The organism is Candidatus Chryseobacterium colombiense (genome assembly GCA_029203185.1).
Lineage (GTDB): Bacteria > Bacteroidota > Bacteroidia > Flavobacteriales > Weeksellaceae > Chryseobacterium > Chryseobacterium colombiense.
Map to the genome: position 1 here is coordinate 1328365 of CP119310.1, position 12509 is coordinate 1340873.

At 35.0% G+C, this 12509-nt stretch carries 15 protein-coding genes; 1 reads left to right on the forward strand and 14 read right to left on the reverse strand.

Going from position 1 to position 12509, the window contains the following annotated elements:
* Nucleotides 1–76: 76 nt before the first annotated feature.
* Nucleotides 77–2935, reverse strand: a complete 2859-nt coding sequence (gcvP, locus tag P0Y62_05750) for an aminomethyl-transferring glycine dehydrogenase (GenBank protein WEK71058.1) — start codon at nucleotides 2933–2935, stop codon at nucleotides 77–79.
* Nucleotides 2936–3328: 393 nt separating this feature from the next.
* Here gcvP and P0Y62_05755 point away from each other — a divergent pair, with 393 nt between their 5' ends.
* Nucleotides 3329–3484, forward strand: a complete 156-nt coding sequence (locus tag P0Y62_05755) for a hypothetical protein (GenBank protein ID WEK71059.1) — start codon at nucleotides 3329–3331, stop codon at nucleotides 3482–3484.
* On the opposite strand, the gene P0Y62_05760 is transcribed toward P0Y62_05755, so the two are convergent.
* The 13 genes from P0Y62_05760 to P0Y62_05820 form a co-directional block, all read right to left on the reverse strand.
* Nucleotides 3481–4131: a J domain-containing protein gene (locus P0Y62_05760; GenBank protein WEK71060.1), complete on the reverse strand. Its 651-nt coding sequence runs from the start codon at nucleotides 4129–4131 to the stop codon at nucleotides 3481–3483. The genes P0Y62_05755 and P0Y62_05760 overlap by 4 nt on opposite strands.
* A 254-nt stretch (nucleotides 4132–4385) precedes the next feature.
* On the reverse strand, nucleotides 4386–4658 hold the full coding sequence (locus P0Y62_05765; protein WEK71061.1) for a hypothetical protein: 273 nt from the start codon (nucleotides 4656–4658) through the stop codon (nucleotides 4386–4388).
* A gap of 86 nt (nucleotides 4659–4744) precedes the next feature.
* Nucleotides 4745–5086 carry a hypothetical protein gene (locus P0Y62_05770; GenBank protein WEK71062.1) on the reverse strand — a complete coding sequence of 114 codons (342 nt, stop codon included), beginning with the start codon at nucleotides 5084–5086 and terminating at the stop codon, nucleotides 4745–4747.
* A gap of 13 nt (nucleotides 5087–5099) precedes the next feature.
* Nucleotides 5100–5654 (reverse strand): sigma-70 family RNA polymerase sigma factor, encoded by a 555-nt coding sequence (locus P0Y62_05775; protein WEK71063.1) that lies wholly within the window; start codon nucleotides 5652–5654, stop codon nucleotides 5100–5102.
* A gap of 188 nt (nucleotides 5655–5842) precedes the next feature.
* Nucleotides 5843–7846 carry a S9 family peptidase gene (locus tag P0Y62_05780; protein ID WEK71064.1) on the reverse strand — a complete coding sequence of 668 codons (2004 nt, stop codon included), beginning with the start codon at nucleotides 7844–7846 and terminating at the stop codon, nucleotides 5843–5845.
* Between the two features lie 174 nt (nucleotides 7847–8020).
* On the reverse strand, nucleotides 8021–8479 hold the full coding sequence (locus tag P0Y62_05785; protein ID WEK71065.1) for a hypothetical protein: 459 nt from the start codon (nucleotides 8477–8479) through the stop codon (nucleotides 8021–8023).
* 45 nt (nucleotides 8480–8524) lie between these two features.
* Nucleotides 8525–8971, reverse strand: a complete 447-nt coding sequence (locus P0Y62_05790) for an SRPBCC domain-containing protein (GenBank protein WEK71066.1) — start codon at nucleotides 8969–8971, stop codon at nucleotides 8525–8527.
* 31 nt (nucleotides 8972–9002) lie between these two features.
* Nucleotides 9003–9431, reverse strand: coding sequence for an SRPBCC domain-containing protein (locus P0Y62_05795; protein WEK71067.1), 429 nt, complete (start codon nucleotides 9429–9431; stop codon nucleotides 9003–9005).
* Between the two features lie 98 nt (nucleotides 9432–9529).
* A complete protein-coding gene (locus P0Y62_05800; protein WEK71068.1) occupies nucleotides 9530–10396 on the reverse strand; it encodes a VOC family protein in 867 nt (288 codons plus the stop codon).
* Nucleotides 10397–10419: 23 nt separating this feature from the next.
* Nucleotides 10420–10659: a hypothetical protein gene (locus P0Y62_05805; GenBank protein WEK71069.1), complete on the reverse strand. Its 240-nt coding sequence runs from the start codon at nucleotides 10657–10659 to the stop codon at nucleotides 10420–10422.
* Between the two features lie 32 nt (nucleotides 10660–10691).
* Entirely contained in the window at nucleotides 10692–11105 is a 414-nt protein-coding gene (locus P0Y62_05810) for an SRPBCC family protein (GenBank protein ID WEK71070.1), read from the reverse strand.
* A 76-nt stretch (nucleotides 11106–11181) separates the two neighbouring features.
* On the reverse strand, nucleotides 11182–11613 hold the full coding sequence (locus P0Y62_05815; protein WEK71071.1) for a VOC family protein: 432 nt from the start codon (nucleotides 11611–11613) through the stop codon (nucleotides 11182–11184).
* A 121-nt stretch (nucleotides 11614–11734) separates the two neighbouring features.
* Nucleotides 11735–12508 carry an alpha/beta hydrolase gene (locus P0Y62_05820; GenBank protein ID WEK71072.1) on the reverse strand — a complete coding sequence of 258 codons (774 nt, stop codon included), beginning with the start codon at nucleotides 12506–12508 and terminating at the stop codon, nucleotides 11735–11737.
* Between the last annotated feature and the right edge of the window lies 1 nt (nucleotide 12509).

Here is a 12509-nt window from a genome sequence, read left to right on the forward strand (position 1 = left end):
TCGCTTCAACCCTCCTAAAAGCAAAATTCCTCTCAAAAATGAGAGGAATTTATATTGATATCTAGAAAATATTCTATTACATATAAGCTTCAATCGGCTCACAAGTACAAACTAAGTTTCTGTCTCCGTAAGCTTCATCCACTCTAGATACAGAAGCAAAGAATTTGTGATCTCTCACCCACTCTAATGGATAAGCTGCTTTTTCTCTGCTGTATGGTTTATCCCAAGAATCAGAAATTACAACCTGCTCAGTATGAGGAGCATTTTTCAAAACGTTGTTTGCTGCATCAGCCTCACCATTAGCAATCTCATCAATTTCTTGTTTGATTGCAATTAAGGCTTCCGCAAAACGATCGATTTCTGCTTTGCTTTCAGATTCAGTCGGTTCAATCATCAATGTTCCTGCAACCGGGAAAGAAACCGTTGGAGCGTGGAATCCGTAATCCATCAATCTTTTCGCTACATCAGCAACTTCAATTCCTAACGATTTAAACTGTCTGAAATCTACGATACATTCGTGAGCTACTTTTCCGTTTTCGTTTGAATATAAAATCGGGAAATGCTCTGCCAATAACTCTTTCAAATAATTAGCATTTAAGATCGCATGTTCAGTTGCTTTTTTCAGTCCGGAAGTTCCTAACATTTTGATGTAAGCGTAAGAAATATTCAGGATTAGTCCAGAACCGTAAGGTGCTGCAGAAATACCGTCGATAGCTTCTTTTGCTCCGATTTTGATGTTCGCATTAGAAGGCAGGAAAGGAACTAAGTGTTTAGCCACACAGATCGGGCCAACTCCAGGACCTCCACCTCCGTGAGGAATTGCGAAAGTTTTGTGAAGATTCAGGTGACAAACGTCTGCTCCGATGTTTCCAGGACTTGTATATCCTACCTGAGCGTTCATGTTCGCACCATCCATATATACTTGTCCTCCATGTTGGTGAATCAATGCTGTAATTTCTTTAATGTTGGCATCAAAGAATCCGTAAGTAGACGGATACGTGATCATCACACAAGATAAGTTTGAAGAATGTTCTTCAGTTTTAGCTTTTAAATCTTCGAAATCAATTTCTCCGTTTTCAAGATTTTTAACCACAACAATCTTCATTCCTGCCATTGCTGCAGAAGCCGGGTTGGTTCCGTGTGCAGACTGAGGAATCAGCACTACATTTCTATGCCCCTCTCCTCTTGAGATGTGATATTCTCTGATCACCATCAATCCTGCATATTCTCCCTGAGCTCCGGAATTCGGCTGAAGAGAAGTTCCTGCAAAACCAGTAATTTCAGCTAAGTCTTTCTCCAGTTCACGAATCATTTCCTGGTAGCCTGCTGCCTGATTTACCGGCACAAAAGGGTGAATGGCTCCCCAGTTTTCCCAAGAAAGCGGGAGCATTTGGGTTGCTGCATTAAGCTTCATCGTACAAGAACCCAAAGAAATCATTGAATGTGTCAATGACAAATCTTTTCTTTCCAGACGCTTGATATAACGCATTAATTCTGTTTCCGTATGATATTTGTTGAATACTTCTTCTGTAAGAATTTCATCTTTTCTTAAATTCTCTTCAGGAATACTGTATCCTTCTTTAATTTCTAATTTGAAAGTCTGCTTGTCTTTAAACTGAGCAAAAGAAGCCATTAGAACATTTAATTTATCTAATGTTGTACTTTCATTGATTGCGATACTTACTACTCCTTCTGTGTAATAGTTCAGATTCAATCTGTGATCAAGCATCATTCTCATCAATCTTCCCTTTTCATCTTCATTCATCGTGATTTTTACCGTATCAAAGATCGGTTCTTCAACGATTTCATATCCTAAAGCTTTCAGACCTCCTTTTAAAGCGTTTGCTTTAAAATGAATCTGATCCGCAATATAGTTTAATCCTTTCGGACCGTGATAAACGGCATACATTCCAGCCATTACAGCAAGTAAAACCTGAGCTGTACAGATATTAGAAGTTGCTCTTTCTCTTTTAATATGCTGCTCTCTTGTCTGTAAAGCCATTCTCAATGCACGTCTTCCGTACATATCCTGAGAAACCCCGATGATTCTTCCCGGAATATCTCTTTTATATTCTTCTTTACAAGAGAAAAATGCTGCGTGAGGACCACCATACCCTAATGGAATACCAAATCTCTGAGTAGTTCCAACTGCACAGTCTGCACCCATTGAAGCCGGAGATTTTAATTTAACCAAAGCCATCGGATCACAAGCAACAACTACTTGTAGATCTAATTTTTTATATTCAACGATATTTTCTGTATAGTCTAAAACGATACCGTTTTTACCAGGATACTGTAATAAAACTCCGTAGTAAGACCCGTCAAACTCATGAGTTTTGTGATCTCCTTCTACGATTTCAATATCTAAACCTTCAGCTTTTGTTTTTAAAACAGATACTGTCTGAGGCAAAACAAGATCAGAAACAAAGAACTTATTGGCTCCAGCTTTCTTCTGGTCTTTTGTTCTGTTATTGAAGAACATATGCATAGCTTCTGCAGCAGCTGTAGATTCATCTAATAATGAAGCGTTTGCTAAAGCAAAACCTGTAAGATCACACACAACAGTCTGAAAATTAAGAAGAGCTTCCAGTCTTCCCTGCGCGATTTCCGCCTGATAAGGTGTATAGGCTGTATACCAACTTGGATTCTCAAAAATATTTCTCTGAATTGCTGATGGCAACAACGTATTGTGATATCCAAAACCAATGTAGCTTGTATAATCAGTATTTTTCGATGCCAGTTCCTTAGAATGGTTCAGCATTTCGTATTCTGAAAGCGGTTCTGAGATTTCAAGATCTTTTTCTAAACGGATAGAAGAAGGGATGGTTTGAGAAATTAACTCTTCGATACTTGAAACGCCAACTTTTTCCAACATCGCCTGTTTATCGGCTTCATTCAAGGAAATGTGACGGCTCACAAACTGTTCTGTATTCATTTTTTATATTAGATTTTGTTTGTAAAAAAGATGGGTAAAATTACGAATTTTTAGAAAATTGTACAAGTAAGTTGAAAACGCAAATGATTTGAATAATAAATCTATCTTATTCAATATTAGCATTATTTCATTATCGCCTACATCATAAAAACAGTTAAAAAACCTATTAATATTAAATTAACATTAATTTTAAAAACTTCAGATTCTTATAAAAAGAAAAGATTTTACTTGAAAATTTCATTTTTGGTGTTTGCTGTAGTTTTCTGAAGATAATTTCTCACTTTTTTTATTTAAAAGCTATTTTAAAAACCATTTAAACCATTAAAAATCAATACAATATTATTTTAACATATTTTATTATCTATATTTATTCTAAATTAATATATTTGCAGCATGAATATGATTATCCCTTTTAAAGTTGCGCCTTTGGCTCCTGCATTTTCTATGACTCCTGAAGAAATGTATTGTGGTGATAAGAAATCCTGCTGCAAGAAATTCAAAAAAGGAAAAAGATGTAAAAAGTGTCCGGGAAGAAAGAAGTTGGCTTAGTGGCTAAAGCTTTTTACTAAAAAATAAATTGCCAAAACCAGTAATAAAATTCCTGCGATTATTCTTATAATTTTTGGCTGACCATGCGGATTCGCAACTGTTCTCGGTTGTGATTTAAATAATTCTTCCGCTTTCTCTTTGAATTTTTCCGTATCGCTTTCAAAAACTTCTGTAATGGTAATTCCTTGAACAGCTGTTTTATTCAGCAAAGAATTGGTTGCATGAAGTAAGATCTGAAATTTTCCGTCTTTAAATTCTGTTATTTTAAAAACTCTTTCGCCATAAGGCTTTTCCAGTCCAAAAGGCAAAACCTTGACTACATCGGCATTTTGCGTCTGCCAATTGATAATAATCTCTTCTCCTTTTTTCGCATGAATTTTATTGGCTGTAAAAGTCTTAATAGAAGGCGGAACATTATACCTGAAACTTTTCTGATGACTCTCCAAATTCTGATCATAGGAATATCTTCTGCTTTTGTCGCTTAACGTTTCGTAAGCCTCCTGAATTTCACGAAAGCGATCGGCAAAGAAATCGTCATTTTCATTTTTATCAGGGTGGTATTTTAAAGATAATTTTCTATAAGCCTTTTTGATGTCCTCTTCTGAAGCATCGTGAGAAATCCCGAGAAAATAATAGTAATCTTTCATTGAACCCTACAAAAATAAGGATTTTATTTTCTTTTTTTCTTATTATTTTAGGGCAAATTTATTTATGATTACCTGTCATTATGAATGGAAGAAGAATATAAAAGTATGATGTAGTTAAGCTAATAACAGATTCTTCCTTCGTCAGAATGACAGCATTTCTGTTTGTTTGTTTGTTTGTTTTAAATAAAAAAGTTCCGGGTCGGGAAGCTTCGCTTCCCGACCCGGAACTAACAATTTCATTTAGTTACTTTTTATTATGCTTCCACAATATTTTCTTTTTTTTCAAAACCTCTGTGATGGCATCTTGAAGCAAATTCTTTCTTGAATTTCCCTTTCAATTCCTGATATTCTTCTTCATTCATTTCTCTTATTTTATCTGCCAATCCGAAAGGTGATTTTTCTTTGATTCCGTATTCTTCAAAAATACCTTTTACAAATCTTTTTCTTTGAATTGCTTTTTTTGCGATCATGGCAACTCCGGCCACTGCTAATGCTCCTAAAGCTCCTTTTAATACTGAATTTTTCATTTTTTCAAAATTTTAAATTTTACTACTTTGTTTTTGTATATAGACGAATGAATTTTTAATTTTACTTTACTACTTCTAAAATTTAATTATTCGTTTGTTCTGTTGTGTCTGTTGAAGAAACCGCCTTCGCATTTATTTCTCCAAACTTCTTTGAATTTTTCTCTTTCTTCTGGAGACAGATGCATCATTTTCTCTCTCATTTTTCTTTCTTTAAAATCTTTCATCCCTTTTCCGAAATGGAAACCTCCGAAAAGTATTTTACTTAAAATCAATATTCCCATTGCCTGCAAGTAAGTTATTGATTTTGCACCCAGAATTTCCGGAAGGAGACAGTTCCACAAAGCCATGACGATCCATGTAACTCCTAAGAAAATTAACGGGGGACACAGAATTAAAAAAATCCACCCTTTTTTATGTTTATGATTCATATCTTTCTTTTTACTAACTATTTAAATCTTCGTATAATCTTCTCAATCTGTTTCTCAAATGCTTTACCGCATAGTTTTTCCGACTGATAATTGTTTTTATATTTTCGCCCTGTTCATCGGCAATCTCTTGGAGGGTTTTGTCATTGAGCTCGTTTTCCACATAGACAAGCCTTTGTTTTTCGGGTAATTCATCTAAGGCTTCAAAAAGCTTTTTCCAGATTTCATCCTGAAACATCTTTATTTCCGGACCTGCACTTTCGTCCATCAGCAGAATATCTTTAATCGAAAAGTCCCCGTCTTCATCTTCGTAAACGAAATCTTCCAAATTTTCGGTTTTCTTTTTACGGTACTTGTCCGTGATCTTGTTTGCGGTTACTCTATACAACCAGCCTCCGACGTTCACAATCTCAGAAAGGTTGGTAAGGCTACTGAACTGATACCACACCTCCTGCAGAATATCTTCCGCATCTTCCGTATTTTTCACTTTCGGACGAATATACGACATCAGCTTTCCTCCGTACTTTGAAACGGTTTGTGAGATGATATTTTCCTTCTCCTTCTGTGGCATTGTTATTTTTTCGGCAACCTCCATATTGCTATGACGATTGAAAATTTTGTTTTACTTTAATAAATTTAAAATAATTTTCCGGAATTTCAATTTTTCTTCTATTCATCGGATTTCAAAATCTAATAAAAAACAAAAACGGAAAGTAAAACCTCACTTTCCGTTCCAATTAATTATAAAAATATCTGTGTTTATTTATTAAAATTCTCGGCAAAAAAACCAAGCATCGATTTGTATAATTCCAGTCTGTTAGGTTCTTTTCCAAATCCGTGTCCTTCATCATATTTTACCATGTAGGGTACTTCAAAACCTTTGCTTCTTAAAGCTTTTACAATTTGATCAGATTCATTGATATTAACTCTTGGATCATTGGCTCCCTGAACGACGAATAAAGGCTTTTTGATTTTATCGATCTGGAAAACAGGGGAAACTTCTTTGGCAATTTTTGCTTCTTCAGGATTGTCAAGATCATACCAGATCTGTTTTACCATCTCTTTGTAAGGTTTCCAGTATTCAGGAAAAGAATCAAAGAAAGTAAAGATGTTGGAAACGCCAACATAATCAACACCGCAGGAATATAAATCTGGGGTTTTAATTAATCCCATTAATGTTGCATAACCTCCATGACTTCCTCCATAAATAGCCACTTTATCTTTATCCACCCAACCCTGCTGAATGACATATTTTACGCCGTCTTCCACATCATCCATTGCTTTTCTTCCGATCTGTTTGTATCCTGAAGTCTGGAATTCTTTTCCATACCCTCCTGAAATTCTGAAATTCACCTGTAAAGTAGCATATCCTCTGCTTGCAAACAATTGAGTTTCCGGATTGAAACCCCAACTATCCCTAATTCCTTGCGGACCTCCGTGAGGATTTACAATTAACGGAACTTTTTGACCTTGCAAAGCTGCTTTAGGTAATGTAATATACCCATGAATCGTCAGTCCGTCACGGCTTTTAAATTCAATAGGCCTCATTTCCGCCATATCTTCTTCTTTCAGCTGCGGCATTAGATCGAAAAGAAGTTTTATATTTTTGGATTTGGTATCATATTCATAGTATTTTCCATACAGTTTATCACTGCTTACAACTACCAAAAGTTTGTTCTCATTATCGTCTGAGGAAACAACATAGTATTGTTTTTCACCAAATTCTGATTTCAGCTTTTCATATACTTCTTTGTAAAACTTACTTACAGGAATCACTTCATCTTTAATTCCGTTATAATCAATATAATCCAGCTCATAATTCCTGTTTTTCTCGGCAAGACTTATGGAACTCACGTCAAATGTCGGATTAGAATATACTTCTTTGATGATTGCATTTTTCTTTAAATCGTATAATACAATTCTTGCTTTATCGCTATCTAAATTAGTTACCACATACGCTTCATCCTTATTATTAGAATTATAATTAAAGCTGGCCACACTAAAGGTATCTTTCCAGTCTGTTGATTTTAACAGATTAAATTTCCCGGTCTTCAGGTCCTTATAATATGTTTTTGTAGTCAGGCCGTTTTCAAGAACAATATATCCTCTTAAGTTACCGTCTTTGTCAAAAAGATAGTCATCAATGGGACTTTTCGTATCTTTGTTTTCATACAGCTGGGTTATTTCTCCTGTTTTAAAATTGATTTTATAAGGTTCAAAAATCTGTTTGTTGTTTTTATTCATGGTAACAACAACATAGTCAGTATCTTTTATAACTTTCACTGTACCTAAGGTAATCCCATCAAAAGGGGTTAAATCTTTAAGATTTTTCCCGTCAATATCTGCTGCATACAAATGAATATTCTCATTTCCTCCTTTATCCTGGGTATAGAAAAGGCGGCTTTTATTGAGCCAGCCATAACTTTTTATAAGATCTTCTTTTTCAACAATTGCTTTTGTAATTTTTCCCGATTTTAAATCTTTTACATAGACGTGATTTTTCATGTCTTTGTCTTTTTCTTTGTAAGAAAGATATTGTCCGTCGGGAGAGATTTTAAATTGTGAAGCTTTAGGTCTTGCAAAGTAATCTTCAACTTTATATTTAAAATTGCCTTTATCATAAGAGATAAGCTTTTCTAAAGTAGCCTTGGAAGAGACTAAAGTCGGATCACCGGGTAATTTTGCGGTCGAGCTCTGTGCGTTGATCATAATCGTAGATATTACAATGTGGGCAGTGGTTAGGATTTTGTGATTGAGGTTCATAACTTATATTTTGGTTAGCCTTATAATATTCATTCTGTCTAAAAATAAATATTTAATAATAAGACAGTTAAACCAACCAAAAAGTTACATTTTTTTCACAATTTTTTGAAAAATATTTATATAAAAAAACCCGGAAGTTAACTTCCGGGTTTTTTTTCTCTTGTTATCTTAAGTCTAATTCAGATAAATCCCAAAGTACCAGGTCCAGGCTATTAAAATAATCTGCATCGGAATTCTTTCTTTGTAGAGATAATTCATTCCGGGTCCTGTATAATCGGCTTTAAAAATATTGATCTTTTTCTTTGAAGAATTGATATTGGCCATAAAAACCAATACATAGAAAATAATCAGCAGTATTGCCGTAATTTCACGGAGGGAAGGAATCATCAATCCTATTCCTGCCGCTATTTCAATAATTCCGGTAGCATATACCCAAAACATTTTAGCGGGAATAAAATCAGGAATCATCATCGCCATTCCTTTCTGAAATTTAAAATGAGAAAGTCCCGTGAAGATTATAAAAACAGCCATTCCTAGGTTTCCGGAAAATAAAAAATTCCAGCTTCCCTGAAAAATTTTAGTTCCCAGCAAAGCCAGAATAAAAGTTACGAAAAGGATTGTCAATAATTTCATATATATTCTTTTTTCTCAACACTTAAGAAATTTTTCCTTTCATTTCTATTTGTTATGCTCAGCAAGATCTTTCACTATTTCCAGTCCTTTTATAAAGCCTGTATTGATATGATCCTGCCATTCTTTTTCTGTCTGAACTTCTGCATGAAGCTTGGTTTTGCCACCAAAATCAATTAAAATATATTTTTCAAAACATCCGCTCCATTCCATCACTTCTTTGCTGTGAATGTCTTCATTTCCTTCTTTATCAATCATTCCTAAGTGTTTGAATATGATCTGATCCGGTTGTTCAATACTGTCGATTGTAGAAACCATTCCTTCCCCTTCCGGATTCAGGAAATAAGTCTTTCCTCCTACTTTCCAATCCGATTTCATCACAGAACCCGGACTGAAAAATTTCGTCCATTCGCTGTAGGTTTTTTCATTCCAAAGGACGTCCCAAATTTTTTGCTTTGGAGCATCTATTACTTTTTCAAATGATAGCGTTTCCATTTTTAAAATTTTAGCCGTGATTTTTTATTTTTCAAAGCTGATTTTCAGAAAGGTTTTTCACTATTCCCAAGGCTTTTGGAAATTTTTCTTCAAAAAAACCTTTAAATTCTGCCGGTGTCTGAATTTCACTTTTCAGTTTTGTACCTTCATCATTTTCTTCCAGAATGTAGGCTTCTGTTGCTTCTCCCCAATCCTGAGGAGCTTCTACTCCGTTATAAATTTCTCCAAGATGCAGAAATTTAATTTCTTTTGCCGGAATGTTTTTTTCTACGCGACTAAACATTCCGTTATTGTTGGGATCCAAGAATTTAATGGTATTTCCTTCTTCTAAAGTCCCCTGATAAAATGACCCTTCAGCAAAAGCAGTTGTCCACTGTCTATACGAGATATCATCCCAAAGTACACTCCACACTTTTTCGGGAGACGCATTTATCTGTATTTCAAAAACCAGTTTTTCCATGACTCAAAATATTTTTAGATTAATCTTTCACCCGTTTCGTAACCAATTTATCTCAATAATACATCAAACAACAAGCCGAAAGTGAAAAACAATCCTATTTAGGAATTATAGGCCGCTTCCAGTTCTGAAATAATGATTTTCTGCATTTTCATCATTACCTGAACTACTTTTTGAGCTTTTTCCTGATCCGGATCACTCATCAGCTGAATCAGTCTTTTGGGTACAATCTGCCAGCTAAAACCGTATTTATCCTTCAGCCAGCCACACATACTTTCTCTTCCTCCGTTAGAGGTTAAAGCATTCCAGTATTGATCTGTCTGTTCCTGATCATCAGTCATTATAACCATCGAAATTCCTTCATTGAAATCAAACGGGTGATCATAAGAATTATCCATACAAAAGAAACTATAACCGTCAATTTCAAAGTGGGCGTGCTGAATATTTTCAGCAGGCTCCGCAATCGGATGTCCTTCGCTCCCTTCGCCATATCTTAAAATATTTCCAATTTTAGAATTTGGGAAAGTACTTGTATATAATTCCATGGCCTCCATGGCTTTTCCATTATTTTCATTGATGAACATTAATGTGGGAACTACTTTTTGTTGGCTGGCCTTCTCTCCCAGAAAAATCTGCCAGGATACTCCATATTTATCCTGAACCCATCCGTATTTTTTACTCCATGAGTAGGAATCGATGGGCATCAAAGCCATTCCGCCTTCCAACAGCTGATCCCAATATTTCTGAACTTCAGCTTCCGTATCACAAATGACCATAAAAGAAACGGAAGCATTTTTTGTAAAATAAGGTCCTCCATTCAAAAGCATCAATTTTTGTCCGAAAATCTCTATATTCATTACAACGGGAGTATCTGCTGTAATTTTCCCGTCAAAAACTTTACAATAAAAATCGGAGGCTTCTTTTGCGTTTCCTTCATACCAAAGGCAAGGAAAAATATTGTTATTCATAGTTTTAAATTTTAAGTTGGTTTTTAATTCTCATTAAAAGAAAGATTATTTTCTCTCATATAATTTTTAAGCTTTTCCATTGAATTTTTCCCAAAACCATGCATCTGCCTAATTTCTTTTTCAGAATAATCCGAAAGCTTTTCCAGAGAATCTATTTTTTCTTTTCCCAAAGCTCTTCTTGCAGGCATGGCAATAATCCCTTTTAGAAAATCATTTTCCACAACATGATTAACAACGCAAATAGAGCTTAAACACTTTGCCATTATTACTAAGTTTATCATGATGATCAATTTTTTTAATGATTTTCTACGTATTTATGAAAATTGTTCAGGATCGCGTACCAACCGTCTCTCTGCATCTCTACGGAATTTTGTTTTTCCGGATCAAACTTGATTTTAACTTGGGTTGTATTTTCATCAATAGTGTGAAAAGCCACTTCTACATTTCTTCCGTCTTCGATATGATATTTTATCTTTTCTTCAGGAACAACCTCATCATACACACCTTCGAAATCAAATCCGAAGCTTCCGTCTTTCGCTTCCATTCTGTTTTTGAACTTTCCTCCCACTTTTAAATCATTTTCAGATCTCGGACATTGCCAGGATTCGTGGGCAAAGTTCCATTTGGTGATATGTTTAGGATCGTTATAGTAATCCCAAACTTTTTGTACAGGAGCTAGAATCGTAATATCAATTTTAATGGGTTCCATATAATTACATTTTTTTGGTGGTGAAAAGGGCAACCCAAACAGTTACCCTTTTATATAATTTAGTTTAAAGATAGGGTTATTTTGTATAGTTTTCATTGTAGTTTACCATCCAATGAACACCATATTTATCCTGAAAGCTCCCAAAATAGTCGCCCCAAAACTGGTCTTCAATAGGCATTTCAATATTTCCGCCGTCAGAAAGTCCTTTAAAAAGTCTGTCTGCCTCTGCTCTTGATTCCGGGAAAATAGAAACATAATTGTTATTTCCTACATTCAGATTCTGTCCGAAACTAGGGACAATATCGGAAGCCATCAAAAGATCCCCCCCAATTGGAAGAGCAATATGCATGACTCTGTTTTTTTCTTCGTCCGATAAATTTTCGGTTCCGGGAGCATTTCCCATTTTATGAATTTCTCCTAAAAACTCACCTCCGAAAACGGATTTGTAAAAATTGAAAGCTTCTTCTGCTTTCCCGTCAAAATTTAGGTATGGATTTAATTTAGCCATGATTTTTATTTTTTGTTGTTTGTATTTTGTGTATGATTAGAAGAATCTTAAATGCTTAAGAAAGATTCTTCCTTCGTCAGAATGACAGGACGAAATTGTCTTTTATAAATAATTATCGTCTTTAATTCAAAAACTTCTCAACTTCACCTGCTGTAAAGTCAATCAATTTTCCGTCAACATTTCCTCCAAAATCAGCCATCATATAAGAGCCATGAGTAGCAGGAAGAATCATCAACTGAGAGCCTTCCACCAAGCGCCACATTTCGACAGTATGTTCAGGCTTTATAACATCTTTATCTCCTGAAATAAATAAAGTCGGGGATTTTATTCTTTTCAGAATATCTTCGTTCCAGTCTTCAAAAGTCTGCATTCTTCTGCTGTCTTTTTCAAACATATTTTCAAGTGCGGAGAAATCTGGATTTAAGTTTAAAAAATTAATTTTTAAAGGTTCCGGCATTGAATCTAAGGTAGCATCCGCCATACTTTCGAAAAATCCATCCATCATCCCGTTTCTTTTGAAAAGTGCAGAGGCAACGATTAGTTTTTCTATCATTCCAGGATAAAGATGAGCAATCTGCATCACTGTACTTCCGCCATTACTGAACCCCCAGAAGGACGCTTTTTCGATGTTAATCTCTTTCAGAAGAGCAGCAATATCATGGGCATCCTGTTCAAAAGTTTCAGGAATATCCCGGTGCTCTGTCATTCCGTGATTTTGAAGATCAATTCCGATTAATTGAAATTTATTTTCCAGCCTTGAAATAATTTCCTTATAATCGAACAGAATTGAAGAACCTCCGCCATGAATCAATACTAAAGGCTTTCCGGAACCATATATTTCATAATACATTCTGATTCCGTTCACTTTCTTATACCCTTTTTCTACCGGATTCATG